Genomic DNA, 23,778 nt, shown 5'->3' on the forward strand with positions numbered 1-23,778 from the left:
CGCGCGTCGACCGACGGGAGGGCGTCTGACGGATGCAAGACGCGAGGGGGAAGGATAATAACTCTCCGTCGGCAACGGCTGCCCATACCTATGGACTCCATCGTTGAGGACGCGATCAACGAGGCCGAGGAGGCCGGGGAAGCGGGGGAGAACGGTGCCTCCGCGGACCCGGCGTCCGGCGAGGCCGGCGCCGACGCCGCGGCGGACTCGTCCGGATCGGGGGACGACGCTCCGCGCACGGGGAAGATGACCGACGAGGAGCTTCAGGACGTCCTGAAGGACCTCCAGACGAACATCACCGTCGTCGGCTGCGGCGGCGCCGGCGGCAACACGGTGAACCGGATGGCAGAGGAGGGGATCCACGGCGCGGATCTGGTCGCGGCCAACACCGACGTGCAACACCTCGTCAACATCGAGGCCGACACCAAGATCCTGATGGGTCAGGAGAAGACCCAGGGTCGCGGCGCCGGCTCGCTCCCGCAGGTCGGCGAGGAGGCGGCCATCGAGTCGCAGTCCGAGATCGCGGAGTCGCTCGACGGCTCGGACATGGTGTTCGTCACCGCCGGGCTGGGCGGCGGCACCGGCACCGGCTCGGCGCCCGTCGTCGCGAAGGCGGCCCGCGAGATCGGCGCGCTCACCATCGCCATCGTCACGACGCCGTTCACGGCCGAGGGCGAGGTGCGACGGACGAACGCCGAGGCCGGGCTCGAACGCCTCCGCGACGTGGCCGACACCGTGATCGTCGTCCCCAACGACCGCCTGCTCGACGCCGTCGGGAAGCTCCCCGTCCGCCAGGCGTTCAAGATCTCCGACGAGGTGCTGATGCGCAGCGTCAAGGGCATCACCGAGCTCATCACCAAGCCGGGCCTCGTCAACCTCGACTTCGCCGACGTCCGCACCGTCATGGAGAAGGGCGGCGTCGCGATGATCGGGTTGGGCGAGTCCGACTCCGACACGAAGGCCCAGGAGTCGGTCCAGTCCGCGCTCCGCTCGCCGCTGCTCGACGTGGACATCTCCGGCGCCAACTCCGCGCTGGTGAACGTCACCGGCGGCTCGGACATGAGCATCGAGGAGGCGGAGGGCGTCGTGGAGGAGATCTACGACCGGATCGACCCCGACGCGCGGATCATCTGGGGCACCTCGATCGACGAGGAGCTCGACGGCCAGATGCGCACGATGATCGTCGTTACCGGCGTCGACTCCCCGCAGATCTACGGCCGCAACGAGGCCGCGCAGGTCGCCGCCGGCGACAACCTCGAGGACATCGACTACGTCGAATAATCCGATCGTTCGTCGCCGACGCCGGAGTCCCGCGGCGGTGACTCCCCGCCCTCGGCGCCCTCCGCGATCCGTTTTCCCGCATATCACGCGGCCCGCGCAGCCCATTCACCGCGGCCCGCGCAGGCGATCCATCACAGCGCGCGCAGCCTATCCTCCCCGGCGCGTGCGTCGCCGTGACGGCCGGTTCGGGGGCAGAGCAACAGATATAGAAGGTGCGGCGAAGTACGCCCGATAACCATGGATGTCAAGTACGACCTGACAAGCTACGTCAGGGTGCTCAAGCTGGCGAGCACGCCCTCCTGGGAGGAGTTCTCCCAGATCTCCAAGATCGCCGGTGCAGGCATCTTCCTCGTCGGGTTCCTCGGATTCGTCATCTTCGCGGTCATGTCGGTCCTCACCGGGGGGATCTGACGGTGCCCATCTACTCCGTGAAGACGACGGCCAGCCAGGAGCGCACCGTCGCGGACATGATCGCGAGCAAGGAGATGGCGGAGATCCACGCCGTCCTCGCGCCCGACCAGCTTACGAGCTACGTGATGGTCGAGGCCGACAACGACGCGATCATCCGGCGCGTGCTGGAGGAGGTGCCCCACGCCCGCGGGCTCGTCGAGGGCCCCGGCGGCGAGGCGGGCCGGTCGTCGATGTCGGAGGTCGAGCACTTCCTCTCGCCGACCCCCGACGTTGAGGGGATCGCCGAGGGCGACATCGTCGAGCTCATCGCCGGCCCGTTCAAGGGCGAGAAGGCGCAGGTGCAGCGCATCGACGAGGGCAAGGACCAGGTGACCGTCGAGCTGTACGAGGCGACCGTTCCGATCCCCGTGACGGTCCGCGGCGACCAGATCCGCGTGCTCGATTCCGACGAGCGGTAGGGCCCCGACTCACACGAGCGATAGTTCACCTCCCGCGAACCGCTCGGTTCGACTTCTCCGCGCCGCTCTCAGTCGTCCGAAGCCATATCTTCCGGTTCGACCGCTACGGCTTCCGGGTCGATCTCGATCCCGCGTTCCGGCGCGACGCTCAGACCGCGCCGTCGACGCGCTCGACGATCCGGTCCAGGTCCGCGATCTCCTCGATGTCTGCTTTGATCCGCTCGCGCTCGCGGACGTCGTCGGAGTCGGCGTCGTACGCGCGGACGAACTCGGCGCGGGTGTGCTCGTCGAAGGCGTGCCGGATGGCGAAGTAGCCGTCCGGGACGACGGCGCCACACACCTGACACTCGTGTCGGTCGTGTGCGGTCGTCTGGTGGACGACGGCGTCCTCGACCGCGTCGAACGCCGCGTCGCACCCTTCGAGGCCACAGGCCCACCGGGACATACCCGGATGCAGACGACAGGCTCGCTTAAACGTTCCCGTGGGATCGCGGCCCCGTCCCCGTTTGCATTCCCGTCTCCGCTCCCGTCCCCGGTCTCGTCCCCGTTCGCGATCGTCGGTCCCCGCGCCCGCCCTCGATCCCAAAGCGGAATCACTAACCTCGACCCGACGTACCTCCGCGTGTGACCGGAGGACGGACGCGGGTCGACCCCCACGTGAAGGTGCTCGACGAGCGCGTCGTCGAGCGGGCGCGGGAGTCGGGCGTCGACACGCTCGTGTACGCGCCGCACTTCACGCGCCTGCCCGAGATCCGCGAGCGCGCCGAGCGCTTCTCGACGGACGACCTCACCGTGGTGCCGGCGCGGGAGGTGTTCACCGGCGACTGGGGGAACCGCCGTCACCTCCTCGCGATCGGGCTCTCCGAGCCCGTCCCCGATTTCATCTCCTTCGAGGCGGCGCTCGCGGAGTTCGAGCGACAGGGCGCGGCCGTGCTCGTCCCCCATCCGGAGTTCCTGAACGTGAGCCTCACCCGCGCCGAGGTCGGCGCCTACCGCGACCGGATCGACGGCGTCGAGACGTACAACGCGAAGCTGTTCGGCGGGCAAAACGACCGCGGCCGTCGGATCGCCGAGGCGTTCGACCTGCCGACGTTCGGCTCCTCGTACGCGCACGTCCACGGGACGGTCGGCGCCGCCTGGACCGAGTTCGAGGGCGACGTTCGCGGGGAGGACGCGCTCGTGTCGGCACTGAAGGACGGCGTCCCCCGCTCGGTGGTCAAGCGGAGCGATCCGGCGACGAGACTCCGCCGGCTGGTGGAGTTCGCCCATCTCGGGTACGAGAACTCGTGGGGGAAGCTCGACCGCCTCCTCCTCTCGGGCATGGAGGCGACGCACCCGCGACACATCGCCTACGACGGGCGGTTCGACGACGTTTCCGTGTACTGACCGGCGGTCGCGGCGCGCTCGTCCCCGGCCCGGAGTCGTCGCCGGCGCGCGCCTCACACAGGCAGCCCGGCGAGGACGGTCGCGACCGCCTCCCGCGGCGTCCCCGTGTTCAGGTCGACGAGGAAGTACTGGACCGCGGTGAGCGCGGCGAGTTCGAGGAGCGTGATGACGACGGTGAGCGTGTCGGCCCACTTGCTGGAGGTAGGGACCCCGACCGGAAGCCCGTACTCGGTACTCGACAGCGGGTAAAACAGGGCGATGCCGCGCTTGCTCCCGACCACGTCGAGGAGGTAGTGCGTGGCGACGCCGATCCAGACGAACTGGAGGTTCCCGAAGTAGATCGGGTACGCGAGGATCACGCCGAGGACGAGGAGGTTGTGGAGCGTCTTGCGGTGCTTGCCGAAGGCGGTGTCCACGTCGGGAAACAGCGCGCCGAGCACGAGCGGGACGAACAGCTCGGCGATGGTGCGGAACGTCTCCAGATCGCCCGACGGCTGCAAGACATAGCCCAAGCCGATAGCGAGGAGGATCGCGTTCAGCACGTGGCCCTTCTTGTTCACGTCTCCCCGTGCCGCCGCGAGCGACCAAACCGTTTCGGCTCCCGCCTCGCTCCGATCGGGTCGCGGTCGCGCGGTACTGGCGGGTTCCCGGCTACTCCGACTCGGTTACCCGCTACTCCGACTCGGTTACCCGCTACTCCGACTCGCGTTCCTCCACGGCCGCCAGCAGGTCCGAAAGCGCCTGTCTCGCGATCCGCGCTTTGATCTCCGTCCGGGTTCCGTCGAACTCGTAGCGCTCGACGGTCGCTTCGCTCTGCCCGGATCCCCACGCGCCGGCGTACGCGACGCCGACGAAGACCGTCCCGACCGGCTTCTCGTCGCTGCCGCCGTCCGGGCCGGCGATCCCGGTCGTCGAGACGCCCCAGTCGACGCCGGCGGTGTCGCGGACGCCCCGCGCCATCGCGCGGGCGACGGGCTCGGAGACGGCCCCCTCCGCGTCGAGGTGCTCCCGCGGCACCGCCAGCTCCTCCAGCTTCGCGTCGTAGCTGTAGGTGACGACCGAGCGGTCGAAGTAGTCGCTGGAGCCGGGCACGTCCGTCAGCAGCGACCCGATCAGGCCGCCGGTGCACGACTCGGCGGTCGCGACGGTCCCGTCCGCGTCCCGGAGCGCGTCGCCGACGCGCTCCTCGATCCGGGGACCGGATTCGGACTCGCGTGTCTCGGACTCGCGCATACCCGACGGTCTCTCGGCGGCGGCTTAAGACCGCGGGAGTGAAGGAGCGACGGCTCGCAGTACCGCCGACAAGCCGTGCACTACGAGCGCCCGCAGTTCTTTCACGTGATGCAGTACGCCGCGTCCGCCGACCGGGACGTGGTGGACATGGTGTCGGGCAACCCCGACTGGGAGCCGCCCGCCGCGCTGCGCGACGGGCTCCGCGAGTACGCGGACGCCGACCCCGACGAGTTCCAGTACCCGCCCAGCGAGGGGCTTCGCGACCTCCGCGAGGAGATCGCCGCACGCCGGAACGTCGACCCCGACCGGATCGTCGTCACCAACGGCACCGGCGAGGCCAACTACCTCGCGATGGCCGCCGCGCTGGATCGCGACGCCGGCTCCGAAGTGCTCCTGACCGACCCGGTCTATCCGTATTACCCGGGGAAGACCGAGCTGCTCGACGCGGACGCGACGCTCGTCCCCGCGGAACGCGACGGCTCCCTCGACCCCGCGCGGTTCCGCGAGGCCGCAAGCGAGGAGACGAGCCTGATCCTGGTGAACACGCCGAACAACCCCACCGGCGCGGTGTACTCCCGGGAGACGATGCGGGAACTCGCGGCCGTCGCCGAGGAGGTGGACGCGACGCTCGTCGCCGACGAGGTGTACGACCACTTCGACTTCACCGGCGAGTTCGAGTCGGCGCTGACGCTCGACAGCGACCGCGTGATCGTGACGACCGGCTACTCGAAGTCGATGGCGATCACCGGCTTTCGCGTCGGCTACGCGGTGCTCCCGGAGCACCTCGTCGACGCCGCCAAGACCCGGCACATGCTCGTCAACGTCACGACCTCGCGTCCCCCGCAGGCCGCGGTGCTGCGGGCGCTGCGCGAGACGGACGCCGAGTACTACGCCGACGTTCGCGCGATGCTGCGCGAGCGCGCCGCGACGTTCACCGACGCGCTCGACGCCGCCGGCGCCGAGTACACCTCCCCCGACGGCGCCTTCTACGTTCTCGCTCGCTTCGAGGGCTTCCCGGGGACCATGGAGAACGCGAAGCGTCTGATCGACGAGGGCGGCGTCGCGGGGATGCCGGGCGAGACCTTCGGCTCGGCGCGCGACGAGTGGCTCCGGTTCGCTCTGGTGACGCCGCGTGTCGAGGAGGCGGCCGCACGGCTCACCGACTACTTCGGCTGACTGCCGTCGACGGACGGCCGTCGCTTCCGTTGCTCGGCCCCGGGCGCTCCGGCGGCACGCGAGGGGCTACGCGGACTGTGGGTCGGCGCCGACGACCCGAACCGTCCGGGACGAGGTGGTGCCGTCTTCGTATTTCAACCGTCGGCCGTTCCGACGACCGCGTGTTCGGTTGGCCCGCGCACGTTCGGTTGTCCCGCATGTTCGGTCGTCGCGCTACCAACGGATAGACAAGTTCCCGTCTCCTCCACCCCGGCAATGAGCGATATCGACGTGGAGCCGGTCGACGAGATCGACGACCCCGACGACCCCGCGGACGCCGACGAGGTCGATGCCGGCGACGGCGCCGGCGGCGACGACGCGGCGCCGTCGCGGATGGGCGCGGGGATCGACGTGCGCGGCGCGGCCGGGCTCGACGGCCCGGACGCCCCGGAGTACGTCCTCTACGGCGGGAAGGGGGGCGTCGGCAAGACGACGTGCGCGGCCGCGACCGCGCTGGCGAGCGCCCACGACGGCGTCGCGACGCTCGTCGTGTCGACCGACCCGGCGCACTCGCTGTCGGACACGCTCGACACCGACATCCCCGCCCACCCGTCGCGTATTCGCGAGGACGTGCCGCTGTACGCGGCGGAGATCGACCCCGACGCCGCGATGGAGGAGGGGATGTTCGGCGCGGGGATGGCGACCGGCGGCGAGGACGACGACGCCGGGGCTGCGGCCGGCGGCGATGCGGGAGACGATACGGGTTCGGGGGCCGGCGAGAACCCCCTCGGCGGCCTCGGCGGGATGGGCGAGGCGATGGCCGACTCGCCGATGGGCGGGATGCTCGGCGGGACGATGCCCGGCGCCGACGAGGCGGCCGCGATGCGCCAACTGCTCGAACACCTCGACGACCCGCGCTTCGACCGCGTGGTCGTCGACACCGCACCCACCGGGCACACGCTCCGCCTGCTCCAACTCCCCGAGACGCTCGACTCGATGGTCGGGCGGATCATGAAACTCAAACAGCAGTTCTCCGGGATGATGGAGGGGATGAAGGGGATGTTCGGGATGGGCGACGGCGCCGCCGGGGAGCCCGACCTCGACGAGCTGAAGGAGCGCATCACGCGGCTGCGCGAGACGTTGCAGGACCCCACGAAGACGGACTTCCGGGTCGTGATGGTGCCCGAGGAGATGAGCGTCGTCGAGTCCGAGCGGCTCGTCAAGCGGCTGGACGAGTTCTCCATCCCGGTGAACACGCTCGTCGTCAACCGCGTGATGGAGGACCCGCGCGAGGTCGCGGAGTTCGGCGACGGCGTCGACCCCTCGTGGATCGTCACGCCGAACCTGGAGGACTGTGAGTTCTGCCAGCGTCGCTGGGAGGTGCAGCAGAACAGCCTCGCGAAGGCGACCGACCTCTACCGCGGCCGCGACGTGAAGCGCGTCCCCCTGCTCGCCGACGAGGTTCGCGGGGAGAACGCCCTGCGAGTCGTCGCCGCCTGTCTGGCCTGAGGGGGTCTGCTACGTCGAATCGCCGTCGCCGTCGCCCGGTTCATCGATCAGATCCTCAGCGAGTTCCAGCGCCGCGGCGACGTGCTCCTCGGCCGCCTCGTCCTCGGTGTCGCCGGCCTCGCGGAGCAGGCGGACCACGTGGCCCGCGCGCTCGCGGACGGTCTCCGGCTCGGCGGGTCGCTCCGCGAGGTCGCGCGCGACGGCCTCCGCCTCCCCGAGGTGGGCGCTCGCGGCCCGCGCGACCGGCCGCTCGGCGGTCGCGGCGAGGTGCTCGTGGAGGGCGTCGAGCCGGTCGTCCGTCTCCCCGTCGTCGGTGTCGCTCACGGGCTCACGAGAGCTTCGACGCGAACGACCACAGCGAGTCGGCGATCCTGGTGGGGACGAGCCGACCGATCTCCGCGACCGTCGCGAGCGGGCCGACGGGGTAGCGAGCGGGCGGCTTCGTCGAGCTCGCGGCGTCGACGACGTCCTCGGCGACACGCTCGGGCTCGACTGCCCCGAACCCGCCGCCGCCGATGGCGTCGTAGTCCTCGACGAGATCGTAGAAGGACTCGTAGGCGCCCGAGCGGTCGAGGCCGTCTATCTCGGACTCGACGCGGTCCTCGAAGCCGGTCTCGACGGGGCCGGGCTCGATCAGCGAGACGGTGATCCCGTACTCGCGGACCTCGTTGCGGAGGGCGTCGCTCATCGCCTCCAGCGCGTGCTTCGAGCCGCAGTAGACGCCGCCGCCGGGGAACGAGACCCGGCCGGCCGCCGAGGAGACGTTCACGATGGCGCCGTCCTCGCGGCGGCGCATCGCGGGCAGCACCTCGCGGATCAGCCGGTGGGGGCCGTACACGTTCACCTCGAACTGGTCGCGGACGGTGTCGGTCGGCACGTCCTCGATCGGTCCGAACTGGCCGTAGCCGGCGTTGTTTACGAGCGCGTCGATTCGACCCTCCTCGTCGAGGATCCGGTCGACGACGCGTTCGATGTCGTCCCCGTCGGTCACGTCGAGCGTCGCGATCTTGCAGTCGTCGTGGTCGCCGAGCGTCTGGATGTCGGCCGGGTTTCGCGCGGTCGCGTACACCGTCCACTCCTCCTCGAGGAACGCCTCGGCGCTCGCCCGCCCGATGCCGGACGAGCACCCCGTGATGAGCACGGTCCTGGTCATGTCAGCGCCCTCGGGGGCCCCGAAGTTAACTCCCGCCGTCTCGTCGCCGGGTCGTATCGGCCGACCGCGTCGCCGGCGACATCGGTTCCGGCGCGGTCACTCGCCCTCGGCGACCTCGCGCTTCGCCTCGTCGGCGTACGCGTCCGCCAGCCTCGTGGGCTCGGGCAGCTTGTAGCCGTCACACAGCGCCGCGACGAGATCGACCGCGGTCCCGGCGCTCACGCGGTGGCCGGGACTCACGTACAGCGGATTGATCACCGGGGAGGAGTCGTACTGCCGGGACTGGTAGGCGTGCCCGATCGTCGTCCCCGCCGGCGCGTCGACCGAGTCGTCGGCTCGGACCGGCGTCCGCCAGCCCGCGGGCCGGCCGTCGACCGGGTCGTCGGGCGTCCCGCACAGGAGGCTCTTGGCGACGCCGACGGCCGGCGCGTCGAACAGGACGCCGACGTGGGTGGCTATTCCGGCCTGCCGGAAGTGGACGCGGCCGCTCCCGTCGAGGACGTACAGGTCCGGGTCGGCCTCCAGGGTCGCCAGCGCGTCGACGATCGGACCGCCCTCCCGGAACGCCAGCAACCCGGGGATGTATGGGATCGACAGCTCCGTCACCGCGTACGTGCGCTCGATCACCTCGTCGCCGCGGAGCACGACGACGGCCGAGACGGCGCGGTCGTCGAGGAACGCCTGGTCGACGCCGGCGACGAGGGGCGGGTCACCGGCCGGGTCGCCGTCGCGTTGGTCGCGCTCGGCCGGAGGAGCCTCGGCGTCGCCGTCGGTCGCGTCGCCGCCGAAGTCCACGAGGTCGACGGCGTCGTCGCTGTCGCCGCAGACATCGACGCTCGCGGGGTCGAACGGGAGCCCGTCGACGAACTCGGCGGCGTCGGCGATGTCGCGCTGGAGCGCCTCCATCGCCTCTCGGTCGAGCGCGGGATCCGGGAGGTATTCCGGGCGGACGGGGTCGGGCATCGGGTCAGAACCGCCGGCGGCCGCCGCCGAGCCCGCCGCCGCCGCTGCCGATCTGGTTGGGAACGCTCCGGCGGCCGTCGGCGACGTTCGCGTAGAGGACGCCGAGGACGAGCCCCGAGAGGTGGGCCGCGTGGGCGATGCCGCCGGCGCCGCCGAGGACGCTCCCGCTGGAGACGACGCCGAACAGCGAGAAGCCGGCGTACAGCAGCGTGATCGTCCGGATCTTCAGGGGGATCGGCGGGATGAGCAGCATCACCTTCAGGTTCGGGTTCACGACCGAGAGGAAGCCCATGACGGCCATGATCGCCCCCGAGGCGCCGAGAACGCCGCCGGCGGGCGACGCCCCGAGCAGCGCGCCCACGCCGATCTGCGAGAGGCCGGCGACCGCGCCCGTGATGAGGAACATCGCGGTGAAGCGCTTCGAGCCGAGGTAGCGCTCGACCAGCGGGCCGAAGAAGTACAGCGCGATGGAGTTGCCCGCGATGTGGAAGAAGACCGTCGGGGAGTGCGAGAAGATGGAGGTGACGACCGTCCAGACGTACCCCTGCAGGAGGGCGCGCTCGCTGAGCACGAAGATGTCCTGCCACGGGCCGCCCGTGAGGATCACCGCCCACTGGGCGGCGAACGTGACCCACATCGCCGCGAGGAACACGTACGTCATGTTTCCGCGGAACGCGCCCATGATGCCGCCGGTGCTCGTCTCGCGGTCGATCCTGGACTTCACCCGGGAGCCGACGCCGCCGGAGTCGCCCTCCTCGACGCCGTCGTCGAAGCCGGAGTCGAAGACGCCGCCGGGATCGTTCCACTCCCCGAGCCCCGCGCAGTCGTGGTTCTCCGGAAGCCGGTGCTCCGAGCAGAAGGTCTGTCCGCAGCGTCTGCACTGGTACGGGAGGTTCTCGTACTCGCCGCACTCCGCGCACTTCGCCATTACCCGCCCTAGCCCCGGGCGGGGTATATGTCTGCCCCCTTCCGGGTCCGAACGCACACACGCGCCGGCGACCGACGGGCCGATCCCGGCGGGTGCCCCGTCTTTCTACCGGCGATCGGCCTATCGATCCGGTCCGGTCGGGAGTCGGATCAGGAGTCGTCGCCGGCGCGGTCGTCGTCGTCGTCGGCAGCGACGACACCGTGCTCGTCGGCGTCGTCCGCGTCGCTGTCGGCGGTCGAGCCGTCGTCGTCGCGGGCGGCGTTCGTCGGGACGACGGTCACGTGGTCGATGCCGACGGTGGGCTGTTTCGCGGCCATGTTCGGGTGTACCTTGCCGGTTGTGCCACAAAAGATTACCCATGCTCATAACGTATGCGCTCGGGCGGGGCCATGCTCACGGCTAATCCGGGGGTCGGGCGCGGCGAAAAACGGGGCGGTTCGCCGCCTACGCGAACTGCTCGTCGTAGAGGTCCTGGGCGTGCTCGATGGCGTCCATCGCGGCCTGCTTGTCCTCCCAGCCCAGCGTCTCGACCTCCTTGCCCTCCTCGAGGTTCTTGTAGGTCTCGAAGAACTCGTCGATCTCGTCGAGCTGCTGTTGCGGGATGTCCTCCAGGTCCTCGATGTGGTCGTACCGCGGGTCCTCGCTCGGGACGGCGATGACCTTGTCGTCCTGCTCGCCGTCGTCGTCCATCTTCATGAGCGCGACCGGACGCGCCTCGATGACGCAGCCGGGGAACGTCCGGTCCTCGACGAGCACCAGCACGTCGAAGGGGTCCTCGTCGTCGTAGTACGACTGCGGGATGAAGCCGTAGTCCGAGGGGTAGTGAACGTTCGAGTGGAGGACGCGGTCGAGCATCACGCCGGGGATGTCCTTGTCGTACTCGTACTTGTTCCGCTCTCCCTTCAGACACTCCACGACGGCGTAGATCTCCTCGGGAGCGTTCGGTCCCGTCTCGAGATCTTCCCAGAGGTTCGTCATGCGCCTGGCGGTTCCGCCAACGCGAGCAAAGACCTTTCGGCATGCGGTGAAATCAGCGAACGAAGCGTTCCCGCCGCCGACCGCGGGGCCGGACCGTCGCGGTCCGATCGACGGCGATACTCCTCGGGGATGACGTGGGCCCGACCACCCGAATATAGACGGCCGAGGCCTTATCCCTCTCACGCGTTTTTTGGAAAACGAGCAGTCGACGATCCGGGGGGGATGGGAGATCACAAATCGTCCGAATAGTCGGTCCTCAGGCGTTCTATTCGCCGAATCGTTCTTTTTGGTTGGTAACAATTAAATACTCCCGTGACCTCTCACCGGCTGACCATGTCAGAGGCACAATCGAAAACCGAAGTGGTCGATATCGCGCGCGATCTCACCGCGTTCCAACAGAACATCCTCGTCATCCTCTCGGAGGAGGCGATGTACGGGCTCGCGATCAAGCGAGAGCTCGAGAGCTACTACGACGCCGAGGTCAACCACGGGCGACTCTACCCCAACCTCGACGACCTCGTCGAGCTCGACCTGGTGGAGAAGAGCGAACTCGACAAGCGGACGAACCAGTACGAGCTGACCGAGACCGGCCGCAAGGCCGTGCTCGACCGCCTGGACTGGGTCGTCGGCAAGTACGTCACCGACGAGTCGCGCGCGGACGACATCCGTGCGCTCGTCGACGACGCGCTCGACGCGTAACCGCACAACCGCACAGAACCACCCGCGGGACGTCGCCGCCGGACGAGTTCACAGGGGAGTCCGCTCGTCCGCGGCCTCGAAGACGTACCGCACCGACGCCCGCACGGCGTCGCGCTGTTCTTCCGACGGCCACGCGTTGCGCGGGAAGTACTCGTCGAGGAACTCCCGTACCTCGTCGGCGTCGGCCGAGTCCATCGGCCGCGCGTAGTGATTCCCCATGAAATCGGCGAACGCGCGGGCGTTCGCGGCGTGGGTCTCGTCGTGTTCCTCGGCGACCCGCTCGACGAGCGCGGCGTTATGCTCCTCGATCTCGCTCCAGTCGTCCGGGTCGCCCGGCCCCGAGAGCGACACCTCGACGGCGCGATCGGTGTCCTCGATGCGGTCGATCTGTACCGTTCCGTCCTCCATCCACTCGTCGGGATAGCACACGAGCGTGTCGTCGTCCTCGCGAACGCGGGCGGTGAAGCCGTGATCGGCGAGCCGGTCGCCCCGGTCCTCGCGGTAGGCCTCGGCTTCCGCCTCGTCGACGGCCTCGCGGGCCAGTCGAGTGAGTCGCTCGGCGGCGTCGACGGTCGGCTTCGGGAGTTCCTCGTCCCAGCCGTCGGCGCCCGGGTCGGCCTCGTCGGTGTCGGCCTCCCCCTGGTTCTCGTCGGTCGATGCCGCTCGCGTCGCGTCGGTGGTGTCCTCTGTGGGTTCCATCTCAGCCCTCGAACGCCTCGTTCGCCAACTCGTCGGCGCGCTCGTTTATCTCCCTCGGGACGTGCTCGATGCTCCAGCGGTCGAACCGATCCAACAGCTCCAGCGCGCGAACGCGCTTCTCGCGGAGTCCGGGGTCGTTCACGTTCCACTCGCCGCGGACCTGCTTGACGATCAACTGGGAGTCGCCGCGAACGTCCGCCTCGTCGAGCCCGTAGTCGACGGCCGCCTCCAGCGCCCGGATCAGCGCCTCGTACTCGGCCTTGTTGTTGGTCGTGTCCGCGATGCGCTCGCCCCCCTCGGCGACGATGCCGTCGCCGGTGACGATCGCCCAGCCGATCGCCGCCGGCCCGGGATTCCCGCGCGAGGCGCCGTCGAAGTAGACGTGGCCGCGGCCGCCGCCCTCGCGGATCAGCGCCGCGAGGCGCTGCGGGTCGCCCCCCTGGACGACGACCTTGTCGTCGTACGCCACCGCGACGGCGCCGTCGCGCTCGGCGCGCCAGCGTTCGTGGTCGGTGTTGCCCGCGCTCACCTCGACACCCGCGTTCGTCACCCGCTCGCGGGCCGCCTCGGGGTCGCAGTCGATGACCGGCATACCAGTCGATGGCCGCCGACGCGGAGAAAGCGTTGCCATCGGGACCAACCCTTAACTGTCTCCACGGCGACACCTTGTAAACACGATGACAGGGCCCACCCGGCAGCGTGACGAGCGCGAGCGACGGCAGTGGACCGGGGACGACCGAGGCGACGGATCGGCGACGAAGACGGCGGAAGCGGACGAGGAAACGGAGGAGGACATCGACCCGGAGGAGTTCGACGAGGAGGACCTCGTGCGCACGGCCGACGGCGAGCTGATGCACGAACCCACGGGACTGATCGTCGAGGAGGATCACGTGGATCGCGGGCCGGAGTGGCGGGCGTTCAACCACTCCGAACGCCAGGAGAAGTCGCGGGTGGGTGCACCCGTGACGGAGACGATGCACGACAAGGGGCTGACGACGACCATCGACTGGAAGGACAAGGACGCCTACGGTCGCTCGTTGAGCTCCGAGAAGCGGTCGCAGATGCACCGCCTGCGCAAGTGGCAGGAGCGCATCCGTACCAAGGACGCCGGCGAGCGCAACCTCCAGTTCGCCCTTTCGGAGATCGACCGGATGGCCAGCGCGCTGGGTGTCCCTCGCTCGGTCCGGGAGGTCGCCTCCGTCATCTATCGCCGCGCGCTCAAGGAGGACCTCATCCGCGGCCGCTCCATCGAGGGCGTCGCCACGGCGACGCTGTACGCCGCCTGTCGCAAGGAAGGGATCCCCCGTTCCCTGGAGGAGATCTCGGAGGTCTCGCGGGTCGAGCGCAAGGAGATCGGCCGGACCTACCGCTACGTCTCCCAGGAGCTCGGGCTGGAGATGAAGCCGGTCGACCCCAAGCAGTACGTTCCCCGCTTCAGTTCCGAACTCGACCTCAGCGAGGAGGTCAAATCGAAGGCCAACGAGATCATCGAGACGACCGCCGAGCAGGGACTGCTCTCGGGGAAATCGCCGACGGGCTTCGCCGCCGCCGCCATCTACGCGGCCTCCCTGCTGTGTAACGAGAAGAAGACTCAACGCGAGGTCGCCGACGTGGCACAGGTCACCGAGGTCACCATCCGCAACCGCTACCAGGAACAGATCGAGGCGATGGGGATCCACGGATAGGCGAGAACGGACTCGAAACCGACGTTCTCCCGCGTTCGCCTCCGCGACGCCGCGAACGTTTTTGTCGGATACCGGGACCACGCTCGCCGTGACCTGACAGTCGTCGCGCGACGGTCAGCGGGTGTGAGGCCGCTCAGACCTCGGCGCGGACGGCGCGAGCCGTGTGCGCGTGCGGTCAGCCGTCGCGTGTCGCGTCCCTGCCGGCCCCGCGCGGGCCGTCCCGGCGACGCACCGACCGCCTGTCAGCCATCTCCTGAGCGTCGCGACCGCCGACATCGACGAACGCGCGGGGAACGTTCTTGTCCGCGGAGCGGCTACGCCGAACCGACCGTGAAGCTGGACGACTACGTCGAGTTCGAGGCGAACGAGCGGGCCGAGCGCCGACGGCTCGCCCAGGAGAAGTCCTACGAGCTGATGGACCACCTCGAGTCGTTCCAGCACCGCTTCGACGAGGCGACCGGCGGCGACTCCGTGTTCGGGTCCGTCTCGCCGTCGATCTTCGTCGGCTCCTCGAACTACCCGAACCTCTCGACGGGCCTGCTGTCGCCGGTCGGCCACGAGGACGACGCCGCGACCTACGAGACGAGCGGCGCGTGGTACGAGGAGGGCGTCTCCATCTCGGACGTGTTCGAGCGGCGCACCTCGCTGCTCAACTCGAACAAGGGGGTCGACGCGCGCGAGGCCGCGAGCGTCCACGACGCCTGGGACGGCTTCCTCGGCGTCCAGCGCGAGGTCGCCATCGCCGACCGCCCGGTCGACGTGGAGGTGTTCCTCGACGACGGCCCGGCCATCGACTACGACGTGTCGCCCGACGACATCGCGACGCCGACGGGACCGCGCGCCCGCGCCGCCGACGCGGACCTGACGGAGAACCCGCACGTCCCGCGGCCGGTGAAGAAGACGCTGGAGGACGACGACTGGCGCGCGGAGGGGGCGATGAACTACCTCTATCGCCGCGGGTTCGACGTGTACGACATCAACACCGTCCTCTCGGCGGGCGCGCTCGGCCGCGACGACCAGCGACGGCTGGTGCCGACGCGGTGGTCCATCACCGCCGTCGACGACACGATCGGGAAGTACCTCCGGGGGACGATCCGCGACCGCCGGAGCGTCGACACCGTCCATGTGTGGCGCAACGAGTACCTCGGCAACGCCTTCTGGGTGATCCTCGCGCCCGGCGACTGGGAGTTCGAGTTGGTCGAGATGAAGTCGCCGGGGAGCATCTGGCACCCCGACCCCGAGGGCGACACGTACCTCTCGTCGGCCCACGAGAACCGCGAGGGACGGTCGGCGTACGTCGACGAGACGGCGGGCGCGTACTACGCCTCCCGCTTCGGCGTGCTCGAACACCTCTCCGAGCGCGGCCGACAGGCGAAGGTGCTCGTCCTCAGACACGTCTCCGACGACTACTGGGGGCCGGTCGGCGTCTGGCAGGTACGCGAGAGCGTCCGCAACGCCTTCGAGGGCGAACACGGCGAGGCCGAGACGTTCGAGGAGGCCGTCCGCGGCGTGAGCGAGCAGCTTCCGGTGTCGCTCGCGCGGCTCCGAGGGAAATCGACGATGGTCGCGGGCCTGCAGTCGAGTCTCGCGGACTGGACGACGTAGCCCGAGCCCGTCTGCTCGCTCCCGTCGGTCGGGTTTCGGGAGCCGTGCTGTCTCCGTACAGCCCCGCCGTCAGAGTTACTCGATCGGGCACCGACACCCCGGTATGGCCCTCCCGATCGGACAGATCCCCGGCGGTCCGGAACTGCTGATCGTCCTGCTCGTGCTCCTGCTCCTGTTCGGCGGATCGGCGCTGGCGGCGATCGTGATCTTCGGGGGAGTGAAGCTCATCGGCGGCGACACGGACGACGACCGAATCGCGTCGCTCGAACGAGAATTGGCGGAGACCCGCACGGAACTACGTGCGCTCCGCGAGGAGACGGGGGCGGCCGGAAGCGGAACCGCCGACGCCGCCGGCGACACCGTGAGCGACGATGACGGCGACACTGCGGACGACGCCGACGCTGCGAGCGATGCCGGTCGTGACACCGCGGACGGCGCCGACCGCGATACCGATGGCGACGCCGGCGGCGACACCGCGGACACCTCAGTCGACGACGATCCCGACTACGAGGAGTCGAGGTCGGCGTAGGCGGCGTCGACCATCTCGCCGGTCTCCTCGATGATACGGTCCATCTCCTCGGCGTCGGTGTCGAGTCCGAGCAGCCGGGCGATCCGCATGATCGAGACGTGGTACACGGTCTGTACGCCCGGCTCCTCCTCCCAGATCACGACGTTGCAGGCGAACAACCCGCCGATGCGGCCGTCGGTCGCGTCGAGCGCGCGATCGGCCATCCGCGGGTTACACGCGCCGAGCACGTAGTACGGGTCGCGGCCGGCGTCGACCTTCTCGTTGAGCAGCTCCGACGGGGAGAACTCGACCGGGACGCCGAAGCCGTGGGCGGTGAACGTCTCGCGGACGTGTTCGACCGCGTCCGCGTGGTCCATCTCGAGCGTCGCGCGCTTCTCGCCGTAGTCGTCGCCGCGGATCGCCTCGGGATCGATGGGGAGCTGCATGGCTCGCGGTTCGGCGGGCGGCGTCGAAAAGCTGGCGCCGGTGCACGGCTCGCGCCCGCCCGCCGTGTGCGGGTTCGATCCGGCTACTCCGCCGTCTGGACCGGACCGCGGCCGATAACGTCCTCGACGGCGTCGACGAACGTCTGGCGGCGGTCGAAGTAGGTGATATCGACCTCGCTCAGCACGTCCTCGAGGTCGCGGGGGCCGTCCGGCGTCCGGACGGTCGCGTCGCCTTCCTTGTCGAGGACCTTCGATTTCTCCTGGGGCCACGTGAGCCGGGAGGCGACACGCGCCAGCGGCGCCCCCTCGATCGTCGGACCCTCGCCGAGCTCGACGGCGGGCTCCTCTTCCTCGGGTTCGTCGTCGTCAGCCATGTCCCGGAGTTCGCCCACGGTCCGCCTAATCCTTTCGGAGCGCCGCTACGGGTCGGCTTCCCCGTCGCGGCGGGCGAGCACGGATCCCTCCCTGCCGATCGCGGCGGAACCGGCGGACCGTGGGGACGTGCGTCATGCCGATGTCTGACGTATCGTTTTAAGTGATGATGGTATAACACCGGTGTATGAGCAGCCTCGCCGAGGTGTACGAAGGCCAAGTCGGCGAGTACGCCAGCCTTCGGCGACTGTACCTGGGCGTCGGGTCGTTCTCGCTCGGTGCACTCCTCGTCGTCGCGGGCATCGTCATCGCGTCGACGGATCTGACGACGGCCGTGCTCGGCTGGAACCTCGGGCAGGCCCGCGAGACCGCAGGGATCCTCGCCGGGCTCGGCATTCCCGCGACGTTCCTCGGCGTGCTGGTGGTGATGCCGACGAGCCGCCGAACGCAGGCGGCCGCGGTCGTCGGCGCGGGCGTCGCGGTCCTCGGCGTGGCGCTGTTCGCCCACGCGTACCCGTGTCACTGGTCGGGCGCGCGCTGTGCCGGACAGTACGCCGATCTCACCCTCCCGACGGCGGGCGTGTACTTCCTCGGCGCGTTCACGACGTTCTGGTGTCTGTTCACCGGCGTCGCGAACTTCAAGGCGCGAAACAACCCCGGCGGGACGGTGAGCCTGGAGATCACCCGCGAGGGAGAGACGAAGGTGATCGAGGTACCGAAATCGACCGCTGAGGAGATCCGCGGCGCCAAGGGGTCCACCGGAAGCGTCGGGGGCGTCGGCCTGCTGGGAACCACCCCGGACGGGAGCGTGGAGACGCAGACGAACCGCCCCGAGTCAGGCCGGAAGCGGGATCAGGAGCCCCAGTCCGCGTCGACCGTCGGCGGCACCGGTCCGGGCGGCGACCCGACCGCGGGCGCGGCGAGCGACGGCGGGGCGTCGTCGTCCGACATCACCCCGCTCGCGGAGCGGCAACAGCCCGAGTCGTCGCCGGGGATCGACCGCATCGGTCCGTCGGCCGAGCGCCCCGCGGTCGAGTCGTCGGCCGCGTCGGAGCGAGAAACGGCCCGGTCGCAGTCGCCCGGCGACTCCTACTGCGGTTCCTGCGGGCACTTCCAGTACGTCCGCACCGATCAGGGAATGCAGCCGTACTGTGGCCTCCACGACGACCTGATGGAGGACATGGAGGCGTGCGACGACTGGAGTCCGCGCTGAACACCCGAGCACATCGGGCGCAGCAGTCGACGTTCGGTTCTCTCGCCGTCTCCTCGTCCGTGAGTCACAGCGACGCGAGCGTCTCCGCCACGTCGTCCCAGTGGCTTCCCGTCCAGAAGTACTGACCGCAGTCGAGACACCGCCAGATCGGTCCGTCGTCGGGCGCGTACTCGGGTCGCTCTTCGTTCTCGTTCTCGTCCATATCGACGCGCTCGACGGGCCCGTTGCACGCGCCACACCGCGACGGTTGCGCTTCGATCTCCAGCGCAACGCCCGCCTCGCGCAGCTCGCGGAGCTGGTCGGTCGTCTCGCGCTCGGTCAGGAGAACCGCGCCCGGGGTCGACGCCGCGAGGCTCCGGTCGCGGGTGATCAGCCTGCGGCCCTCGGCGGCCGCAAGCGACCGGACCGCGGCGTCGTCCTCTATTCCCCGACCCAGTGTGTAGGCGGCGTTGTAGCCGCACATCCGGAGGTAACTCGCGAGGTTCCCGAGCATGGCGTCCAACAGGAGGGCGTCGCGGTCGGGTGCGATCGCACTCGGGTCAGTCGCGTCGCCGTGGGTGTCCTCGCCCCCGTGCCCGCCCATCCCGCCGTCCTCGTTCATCCGTCGAGGAACGCGCGCAGCCCGTCGGCGTCGCGCGCGTTCAAGACGTCCGTCGCCTCCGCCCAACCGCGGCGGGCGGTGTGGACGCCGTAGCGGACGTTGTCGAACTCCGCCGGGGAGTGGGCGTCCGTGTCGATCGCGACCGTCGCGCCGGCCTCGACGGCCGCCCGAACCGCGTCGCCGTGGAGATCGAGGCGCGCGGGGTTCGCATTCACCTCCAGCGCGGTGCCCGCGGCCGCGGCCGCCTCCGCGAGCCGCTCGAAGTCGACCTCCAGCCCGGGGCGCTGGTTGATCAGCCGGCCGGTGGGATGCCCGAGGACGTCGACGTGGGGATGTTCGACCGCCCGGATCAGGCGGTCGGTCGCGTCCCCCTGATCGAGCGCGGCGTGGGGGGAGGCGACGACGATGTCGAGGTCCGCGAGCAGGTCGTCGCTCGTGGTCACGTCGCCGTCGGCGTCGATGTTCGCCTCGACGCCGTGGAACACCTCGATGTCGACGTCCTCGCGGACCGCCGCGACCGCCTCGGCCTGTTCGCGCACCTCCTCGTCCGTCAGCCCGGTGTCGCCGAAGACGCCAGGCCCCTCGGCGTGGTCGGTGACGCAGTGGTAGTCGTAGCCGCGGTCGGCGGCCGCCCGCACCATCTCGGCGACCGTGTTCGCGCCGTCGGACCACTCGGTGTGGGTGTGGAGGTCGCCGCGGATCTCCCCCTCCGTGAGGAGGTCCGGGAGGTCGCCCTCCACGGCCGCCTCGATCTCGCCGGTGTCCTCGCGCATCTCGGGTGGTATCACCGGCAGGTCGAGCGCGCCGTACATCTCCGACTCCTCCGCGCCGCCGAGGCGCTCGCCGACGCGCTGCCCCGCGTCCGGGTCGTCCACGTCGCTCACATCGTCGGACGCGTCCGCGTCCGACTGGCCGTCCGAGCGTAGCTCGGAGACATCGAAGACGCCGTACTCGTTGAGCTTCAGTCCGCGATCGATCGCGAGGTTCCGGAGGGTGACGTTGTGGGCCTTCGACCCGGTGAAGTACTGGAGCGCCGACCCGAACTCCTCGGGGACGACGACGCGGAGGTCGACACGGATCCCGTCGACGCGGACGCTCGCCTTCTGCTCGCCCGCCTCGATGACCTCGTCGGCGTCGGGCCAGTCGATGAACAGGTCGACGACCGCCTCGCCGTCCTCGCTGCCGACGAGCACGTCCACGTCCCCGATAGTGTCCTTCCACCGGCGGATGGAGCCGGCCACGTCGATCCGCTCGACGACTGCCTCGTGGTCGAGGTAGCCGATCACGTCCTCCGCGAGCGGGCGCGCGTCGCCGAGGCGCTGGCGCTGGCCCGCCTCCCTCGCGAACGCGACGTTGTCGAGGATGTTCTGCTCGGTCTTGGCGCCGAAGCCCTTGATCTCCTGGATCTTCCCCGCCTCGGCGGCCGCCTCCAGCTCGTCGAGCGTCGTGATCTCGAGCTCCTCGTACAGCGTGCCGACGGTCTTCGGGCCGACGCCCTCCACCCGCGTCAGGGCGGCCATGTCGACGGGGAGGTCCTCGCGCAGTTCCTCCAGCTCCGCGATCTCGCCGGTCTCCAGGTACTCAACGATCTTCGCGGCGATCGCGTCGCCGACGCGGTCGATCTCGGCGACGGCGTCCTCGCCGCCCTCGCTCGCGAGGTCCTCGATCGCGCGCGGGTGGTCGCGGACGTTGTCGGCGGCACGGCGGTAGGCGTTCGGCTTGTACTCGACGCCCTGCGCCTCCAGCAGGTCCGCGAACTCCTCCAGCAGGCCGGCGACCTCGGCGTTGCGCATGCTACGTGTCCATCCGAGTGGATGTGACTTAGAACGACGGGCCGCGATCCGTGGTCGTTGGTTCCTCCGTCGCCGTGGCGACGGCGACGACGACCGCGAAAGCCCCCGGACGGCTCGTGGCCTGCGACTCGCTGTCGTTCGAAAGACGCGAAGCGTCTTTCGTGATGACGAGACGGCGAAGCCGTCTCGAACCACGCTCCTCGCTCCGTTCGCTTCGCTCACTCCACTACGGTGCTTGCTTCGTCTCGGCTCACGAGCCGTCCGGCCCCTTTCAGTCCCACCCGTTGTTCGGACGGGCGGTGCCGTTCTCGGGGACTACCGCGTGGGCCGCCGCGGGTAGTCGGGGATCGTCGCCTGCGCCTCCACCGGACCTGCACGCGCCGCGGTCGGTCAGTACCCGCCGCGCTTGCTCCCGCTGGCGTCCTCGCGCCCCAGCGCCTTCTTGAGGAAGCTCATCCAGCGCTTCTTGTCCATCGCCTCCTGGCGTCGCGCCTCGCTTTCCACGTCCGCGGGCCGGAGGTTGTCGAGGGCCTCGAGCGCGCGGTCGATGCCGATGATCGACGCCGCCAGCTCCTCGCCCGTCTCGAAGTCGACGCGGTTCTCCTCGATCTCCTCCAGCCGTTCCAGTCGCTCGCGCCGGAGGTTGCGCTTCGCCCGCTCGACGCGCTCGCGCTCGCCCTCGGGGATCGTCTCGCGGCGTTTGATCTCGAAGACGAACGTCCGGAGGTCGATCTCCTCGCCTTGCACCTCGATGCGGTCGGGGATGTCCGCGCCGATGGTCGCGCTCTCCTTGTTCACGCGTTCGAGGAGCTGTTTGCGCTGGTACTCCTGCACGGTCTGTCGTCGACGATCGGGGCGCCAGCGTGTTTCGTGTTTCGCTCGGGCGACCCGGATCGGGGCCGATCGCGAAGATCCCCGCCACCCGAATCGTTAATGGTCCTTCCGGCAGTTGTTGCGTCCATGTACGACGACGACGACCTCGCGGAGATACGCGAGAACCGCGAGGAGTGGGAGGAGGAGACCCGTGACCCCGTTCTGGACGCTCACGGCGAGCGCAAGGACCGGTTCGCGACCGTCTCGAACCTGGAGATCCAGGACCTCTACGGCCCCAACGACGTTGCCGACATCGACTACGAGGAGGACATCGGCTTCCCCGGCGAGGAGCCGTACACTCGCGGGCCGTACCCGACGATGTACCGCGGCCGCACGTGGACGATGCGACAGTTCGCCGGCTTCGGCACCGCCGAGGAGACGAACGAGCGCTTCCACTACCTCATCGAGAACGGCCAGACCGGCCTCTCGACGGCCTTCGACATGCCCAGCCTGATGGGCAAGGACTCCGACGACCCGCTCTCGGACGGCGAGGTCGGCAAGGAGGGCGTCGCCGTCGACACCCTGCGCGACATGGAGATCCTCTTCGACGGCATCGACATCGGCGAGGTCTCCACGAGCTTCACGATCAACCCCAGCGCGCCCGTGATCTTCGCGATGTACGTCGCGCTCGCCGACCGGAAGGGGATCCCGCGCGAGGAGCTTCGGGGCACCTTCCAGAACGACATGCTCAAGGAGTTCATCGCCCAGAAGGAGTGGGTGATCCCCCCCGAGCCGTCCCTCGATCTCGTCACCGACACCGTCGAGTTCGCGATCGACGAGACGCCCGGGATCTACCCCATCTCGGTGTCGGGGTACCACATCCGCGAGGCGGGGTCGACGGCGGTCCAGGAGCTCGCGTTCACGCTCGCCGACGGGTTCGCGTACGTCGAGGACGCCGCCGAGCGCGGGCTGGATGTCGACGACGTGGCCCCGCAGCTGTCCTTCTTCTTCAACTCCCACAACTCCATCTTCGAGGAGGTGGCGAAATTCAGGGCGGGACGACGCATCTACGCGCGGATCATGGACGAGTGGTACGACGCCGAGGACGAGGCGTCCAAGCGCCTGAAGTTCCACACGCAGACGGCGGGGCAGTCGCTCACCGCCCAGCAGCCGCTCAACAACATCGTCCGCGTGACGATCCAGGCGCTGGCGGGCGTGCTCGGCGGCACGCAGAGCCTTCACACGAACTCCTTCGACGAGGCGCTGGCGCTGCCCTCCGAGCAGGCGGTCCGCGTCGCCCTCCGGACCCAGCAGATCATCGCCGAGGAGTCCGGCGCGGCCGACTCGGCTGACCCGCTCGCGGGCTCGTTCATGGTCGAGAGCCTCACCGACGAGGTCGAGGAGAAGACGATGGCGTACCTGGAGGAGCTCAAGGAGATGGGCGACGGCTCCGTGCGCGACGGCGTCCTCTCGGGGATCGAGCAGGGCTACTTCCACCGCGAGATCCAGGAGGCGAGCTACGAGTACCAGGAGCGCGTCGACGACGGCGAGGAGGTCGTCGTCGGGGTCAACAAGTACACCGTCGAGGACGACCCCGACCCCGACCTGCTCCACGTCGACGAGGAGGTCCAGGACCGACAGTTGGAGCGGCTCGCCGATGTGAAGGCCGAACGCGACGACGACGCCGTCGAGGAGGCGCTCTCGGCGCTCGATGCGGCCATCGGGAACGACGAGAACGTGATGCCGCACGTCGTCGACGCGGTGAAGACGTACGCGACGATGGGCGAGATCATGGACGTGTTCGAGAAGCACCACGGCGCCTACCGCGAGACGATCGGGCTCGCGTCGTAGCCCGGCCCGGCCGATCGCGGCGACCCCGGGCGCGGCGG

Annotated in this window: 28 protein-coding genes; 12 read left to right on the forward strand and 16 right to left on the reverse strand. The window is 69.7% G+C overall.

Going from position 1 to position 23,778, the window contains the following annotated elements; translation table 11 throughout:
- Positions 1 to 90 precede the first annotated feature (90 nt).
- The 3 genes from ftsZ (at position 91) to K6T36_RS10265 (ending at position 2,150) form a co-directional block, all read left to right on the forward strand.
- A complete protein-coding gene (ftsZ, locus tag K6T36_RS10255) occupies positions 91 to 1,281 on the forward strand; it encodes a cell division protein FtsZ (protein ID WP_222921198.1) in 1,191 nt (396 codons plus the stop codon).
- A 237-nt stretch (positions 1,282 to 1,518) separates the two neighbouring features.
- Complete coding sequence (locus tag K6T36_RS10260; protein ID WP_222606548.1) at positions 1,519 to 1,692, forward strand: protein translocase SEC61 complex subunit gamma; 174 nt, start codon at positions 1,519 to 1,521, stop codon at positions 1,690 to 1,692.
- 2 nt (positions 1,693 to 1,694) lie between these two features.
- Positions 1,695 to 2,150, forward strand: a complete 456-nt coding sequence (locus K6T36_RS10265; protein ID WP_222921199.1) for a transcription elongation factor Spt5 — start codon at positions 1,695 to 1,697, stop codon at positions 2,148 to 2,150.
- 148 nt (positions 2,151 to 2,298) lie between these two features.
- Here the strand turns inward: K6T36_RS10265 and K6T36_RS10270 are convergent, their stop codons facing one another.
- Positions 2,299 to 2,595: a DUF7565 family protein gene (locus K6T36_RS10270; protein ID WP_222921200.1), complete on the reverse strand. Its 297-nt coding sequence runs from the start codon at positions 2,593 to 2,595 to the stop codon at positions 2,299 to 2,301.
- Between the two features lie 179 nt (positions 2,596 to 2,774).
- Here K6T36_RS10270 and K6T36_RS10275 point away from each other — a divergent pair, with 179 nt between their 5' ends.
- The gene (locus K6T36_RS10275) at positions 2,775 to 3,536 is read left to right on the forward strand and encodes a PHP-associated domain-containing protein (protein WP_222921201.1); all 762 of its coding nucleotides are present in this window, start codon (positions 2,775 to 2,777) and stop codon (positions 3,534 to 3,536) included.
- Between the two features lie 53 nt (positions 3,537 to 3,589).
- Here K6T36_RS10275 and K6T36_RS10280 read toward each other — a convergent pair whose 3' ends face one another.
- On the reverse strand, positions 3,590 to 4,096 hold the full coding sequence (locus K6T36_RS10280; protein ID WP_222921202.1) for a metal-dependent hydrolase: 507 nt from the start codon (positions 4,094 to 4,096) through the stop codon (positions 3,590 to 3,592).
- A gap of 133 nt (positions 4,097 to 4,229) precedes the next feature.
- On the reverse strand, positions 4,230 to 4,769 hold the full coding sequence (locus K6T36_RS10285; protein ID WP_222921203.1) for a CinA family protein: 540 nt from the start codon (positions 4,767 to 4,769) through the stop codon (positions 4,230 to 4,232).
- Between the two features lie 75 nt (positions 4,770 to 4,844).
- Between K6T36_RS10285 and K6T36_RS10290 the strand changes: the two genes are divergently transcribed.
- Both K6T36_RS10290 and K6T36_RS10295 read left to right on the forward strand, forming a co-directional pair.
- On the forward strand, positions 4,845 to 5,945 hold the full coding sequence (locus K6T36_RS10290) for a pyridoxal phosphate-dependent aminotransferase (RefSeq protein ID WP_222921204.1): 1,101 nt from the start codon (positions 4,845 to 4,847) through the stop codon (positions 5,943 to 5,945).
- Positions 5,946 to 6,200: 255 nt separating this feature from the next.
- Positions 6,201 to 7,433, forward strand: coding sequence for an ArsA family ATPase (locus K6T36_RS10295; protein ID WP_222921205.1), 1,233 nt, complete (start codon positions 6,201 to 6,203; stop codon positions 7,431 to 7,433).
- Positions 7,434 to 7,442: 9 nt separating this feature from the next.
- Here the strand turns inward: K6T36_RS10295 and K6T36_RS10300 are convergent, their stop codons facing one another.
- From K6T36_RS10300 to K6T36_RS10325, 6 genes are all read right to left on the reverse strand, one after another.
- Positions 7,443 to 7,757 (reverse strand): DUF8152 family protein, encoded by a 315-nt coding sequence (locus K6T36_RS10300; RefSeq protein WP_222921206.1) that lies wholly within the window; start codon positions 7,755 to 7,757, stop codon positions 7,443 to 7,445.
- 4 nt (positions 7,758 to 7,761) lie between these two features.
- Entirely contained in the window at positions 7,762 to 8,586 is an 825-nt protein-coding gene (locus K6T36_RS10305) for an SDR family oxidoreductase (protein ID WP_222921207.1), read from the reverse strand.
- Positions 8,587 to 8,682: 96 nt separating this feature from the next.
- On the reverse strand, positions 8,683 to 9,549 hold the full coding sequence (locus tag K6T36_RS10310; protein ID WP_222921208.1) for an endonuclease V: 867 nt from the start codon (positions 9,547 to 9,549) through the stop codon (positions 8,683 to 8,685).
- Between the two features lie 4 nt (positions 9,550 to 9,553).
- On the reverse strand, positions 9,554 to 10,477 hold the full coding sequence (locus tag K6T36_RS10315) for a rhomboid family intramembrane serine protease (protein WP_222921209.1): 924 nt from the start codon (positions 10,475 to 10,477) through the stop codon (positions 9,554 to 9,556).
- Between the two features lie 149 nt (positions 10,478 to 10,626).
- On the reverse strand, positions 10,627 to 10,794 hold the full coding sequence (locus K6T36_RS10320; protein WP_222921210.1) for a hypothetical protein: 168 nt from the start codon (positions 10,792 to 10,794) through the stop codon (positions 10,627 to 10,629).
- A gap of 127 nt (positions 10,795 to 10,921) precedes the next feature.
- Complete coding sequence (locus K6T36_RS10325; RefSeq protein WP_222606561.1) at positions 10,922 to 11,455, reverse strand: inorganic diphosphatase; 534 nt, start codon at positions 11,453 to 11,455, stop codon at positions 10,922 to 10,924.
- A 333-nt stretch (positions 11,456 to 11,788) separates the two neighbouring features.
- Here K6T36_RS10325 and K6T36_RS10330 point away from each other — a divergent pair, with 333 nt between their 5' ends.
- A complete protein-coding gene (locus tag K6T36_RS10330) occupies positions 11,789 to 12,154 on the forward strand; it encodes a PadR family transcriptional regulator (protein WP_222921211.1) in 366 nt (121 codons plus the stop codon).
- A 48-nt stretch (positions 12,155 to 12,202) separates the two neighbouring features.
- Here the strand turns inward: K6T36_RS10330 and K6T36_RS10335 are convergent, their stop codons facing one another.
- Positions 12,203 to 12,853 (reverse strand): DUF7108 family protein, encoded by a 651-nt coding sequence (locus K6T36_RS10335; protein WP_225935092.1) that lies wholly within the window; start codon positions 12,851 to 12,853, stop codon positions 12,203 to 12,205.
- A gap of 1 nt (position 12,854) precedes the next feature.
- On the reverse strand, positions 12,855 to 13,445 hold the full coding sequence (rnhA, locus tag K6T36_RS10340) for a ribonuclease HI (RefSeq protein WP_222921212.1): 591 nt from the start codon (positions 13,443 to 13,445) through the stop codon (positions 12,855 to 12,857).
- Positions 13,446 to 13,530: 85 nt separating this feature from the next.
- Between rnhA and K6T36_RS10345 the strand changes: the two genes are divergently transcribed.
- From K6T36_RS10345 to K6T36_RS10355, 3 genes are all read left to right on the forward strand, one after another.
- Positions 13,531 to 14,538, forward strand: coding sequence for a transcription initiation factor IIB (locus K6T36_RS10345; RefSeq protein ID WP_222606564.1), 1,008 nt, complete (start codon positions 13,531 to 13,533; stop codon positions 14,536 to 14,538).
- Between the two features lie 330 nt (positions 14,539 to 14,868).
- Positions 14,869 to 16,143 carry a DNA repair protein NreA gene (gene nreA, locus K6T36_RS10350; RefSeq protein ID WP_222921213.1) on the forward strand — a complete coding sequence of 425 codons (1,275 nt, stop codon included), beginning with the start codon at positions 14,869 to 14,871 and terminating at the stop codon, positions 16,141 to 16,143.
- 103 nt (positions 16,144 to 16,246) lie between these two features.
- On the forward strand, positions 16,247 to 16,672 hold the full coding sequence (locus tag K6T36_RS10355; protein WP_222921214.1) for a hypothetical protein: 426 nt from the start codon (positions 16,247 to 16,249) through the stop codon (positions 16,670 to 16,672).
- Here the strand turns inward: K6T36_RS10355 and K6T36_RS10360 are convergent.
- Positions 16,648 to 17,097, reverse strand: coding sequence for a DUF302 domain-containing protein (locus K6T36_RS10360; protein WP_222921215.1), 450 nt, complete (start codon positions 17,095 to 17,097; stop codon positions 16,648 to 16,650). The genes K6T36_RS10355 and K6T36_RS10360 overlap by 25 nt on opposite strands.
- An 83-nt stretch (positions 17,098 to 17,180) precedes the next feature.
- Positions 17,181 to 17,471 carry a DUF5789 family protein gene (locus K6T36_RS10365; RefSeq protein ID WP_222921216.1) on the reverse strand — a complete coding sequence of 97 codons (291 nt, stop codon included), beginning with the start codon at positions 17,469 to 17,471 and terminating at the stop codon, positions 17,181 to 17,183.
- A 185-nt stretch (positions 17,472 to 17,656) separates the two neighbouring features.
- On the opposite strand from K6T36_RS10365, the gene K6T36_RS10370 reads away from it, so the two are divergent.
- Entirely contained in the window at positions 17,657 to 18,682 is a 1,026-nt protein-coding gene (locus tag K6T36_RS10370; RefSeq protein ID WP_222921217.1) for a cell division protein CdpA domain-containing protein, read from the forward strand.
- A 64-nt stretch (positions 18,683 to 18,746) separates the two neighbouring features.
- Here the strand turns inward: K6T36_RS10370 and K6T36_RS10375 are convergent, their stop codons facing one another.
- From K6T36_RS10375 to K6T36_RS10385, 3 genes are all read right to left on the reverse strand, one after another.
- Positions 18,747 to 19,283: a Mut7-C RNAse domain-containing protein gene (locus K6T36_RS10375; protein WP_222921218.1), complete on the reverse strand. Its 537-nt coding sequence runs from the start codon at positions 19,281 to 19,283 to the stop codon at positions 18,747 to 18,749.
- Entirely contained in the window at positions 19,280 to 21,076 is a 1,797-nt protein-coding gene (locus tag K6T36_RS10380; RefSeq protein ID WP_222921219.1) for a DNA polymerase/3'-5' exonuclease PolX, read from the reverse strand. Before K6T36_RS10380 ends, K6T36_RS10375 begins: the two co-directional genes overlap by 4 nt.
- 390 nt (positions 21,077 to 21,466) lie before the next feature.
- Entirely contained in the window at positions 21,467 to 21,910 is a 444-nt protein-coding gene (locus K6T36_RS10385) for a DUF5788 family protein (RefSeq protein ID WP_222921220.1), read from the reverse strand.
- Positions 21,911 to 22,036: 126 nt separating this feature from the next.
- Here K6T36_RS10385 and K6T36_RS10390 point away from each other — a divergent pair, with 126 nt between their 5' ends.
- The gene (locus K6T36_RS10390) at positions 22,037 to 23,740 is read left to right on the forward strand and encodes an acyl-CoA mutase large subunit family protein (protein ID WP_222921221.1); all 1,704 of its coding nucleotides are present in this window, start codon (positions 22,037 to 22,039) and stop codon (positions 23,738 to 23,740) included.
- The last annotated feature ends 38 nt before the right edge of the window (positions 23,741 to 23,778 follow it).

The organism is Halobaculum roseum (genome assembly GCF_019880245.1).
Lineage (GTDB): Archaea > Halobacteriota > Halobacteria > Halobacteriales > Haloferacaceae > Halobaculum > Halobaculum roseum.

Coding starts and splice junctions, on each gene's coding strand:
- ftsZ (WP_222921198.1), top strand. CDS start 91: ATGGACTCCATCGTTGAGGACGCGATCAACGAGGCCGAGGAGGCCGGG.
- K6T36_RS10360 (WP_222921215.1), bottom strand. CDS start 17,097: ATGCAGCTCCCCATCGATCCCGAGGCGATCCGCGGCGACGACTACGGC.
- K6T36_RS10380 (WP_222921219.1), bottom strand. CDS start 21,076: ATGCGCAACGCCGAGGTCGCCGGCCTGCTGGAGGAGTTCGCGGACCTG.
- K6T36_RS10315 (WP_222921209.1), bottom strand. CDS start 10,477: ATGGCGAAGTGCGCGGAGTGCGGCGAGTACGAGAACCTCCCGTACCAG.
- K6T36_RS10375 (WP_222921218.1), bottom strand. CDS start 19,283: ATGAACGAGGACGGCGGGATGGGCGGGCACGGGGGCGAGGACACCCAC.
- K6T36_RS10320 (WP_222921210.1), bottom strand. CDS start 10,794: ATGGCCGCGAAACAGCCCACCGTCGGCATCGACCACGTGACCGTCGTC.
- K6T36_RS10370 (WP_222921217.1), top strand. CDS start 17,657: ATGAGCAGCCTCGCCGAGGTGTACGAAGGCCAAGTCGGCGAGTACGCC.
- K6T36_RS10345 (WP_222606564.1), top strand. CDS start 13,531: ATGACAGGGCCCACCCGGCAGCGTGACGAGCGCGAGCGACGGCAGTGG.
- K6T36_RS10335 (WP_225935092.1), bottom strand. CDS start 12,853: ATGGAACCCACAGAGGACACCACCGACGCGACGCGAGCGGCATCGACC.
- K6T36_RS10270 (WP_222921200.1), bottom strand. CDS start 2,595: ATGTCCCGGTGGGCCTGTGGCCTCGAAGGGTGCGACGCGGCGTTCGAC.
- K6T36_RS10295 (WP_222921205.1), top strand. CDS start 6,201: ATGAGCGATATCGACGTGGAGCCGGTCGACGAGATCGACGACCCCGAC.
- K6T36_RS10325 (WP_222606561.1), bottom strand. CDS start 11,455: ATGACGAACCTCTGGGAAGATCTCGAGACGGGACCGAACGCTCCCGAG.
- rnhA (WP_222921212.1), bottom strand. CDS start 13,445: ATGCCGGTCATCGACTGCGACCCCGAGGCGGCCCGCGAGCGGGTGACG.
- K6T36_RS10305 (WP_222921207.1), bottom strand. CDS start 8,586: ATGACCAGGACCGTGCTCATCACGGGGTGCTCGTCCGGCATCGGGCGG.
- K6T36_RS10355 (WP_222921214.1), top strand. CDS start 16,247: ATGGCCCTCCCGATCGGACAGATCCCCGGCGGTCCGGAACTGCTGATC.
- K6T36_RS10260 (WP_222606548.1), top strand. CDS start 1,519: ATGGATGTCAAGTACGACCTGACAAGCTACGTCAGGGTGCTCAAGCTG.
- K6T36_RS10285 (WP_222921203.1), bottom strand. CDS start 4,769: ATGCGCGAGTCCGAGACACGCGAGTCCGAATCCGGTCCCCGGATCGAG.
- K6T36_RS10310 (WP_222921208.1), bottom strand. CDS start 9,549: ATGCCCGACCCCGTCCGCCCGGAATACCTCCCGGATCCCGCGCTCGAC.
- K6T36_RS10330 (WP_222921211.1), top strand. CDS start 11,789: ATGTCAGAGGCACAATCGAAAACCGAAGTGGTCGATATCGCGCGCGAT.
- K6T36_RS10390 (WP_222921221.1), top strand. CDS start 22,037: ATGTACGACGACGACGACCTCGCGGAGATACGCGAGAACCGCGAGGAG.
- K6T36_RS10365 (WP_222921216.1), bottom strand. CDS start 17,471: ATGGCTGACGACGACGAACCCGAGGAAGAGGAGCCCGCCGTCGAGCTC.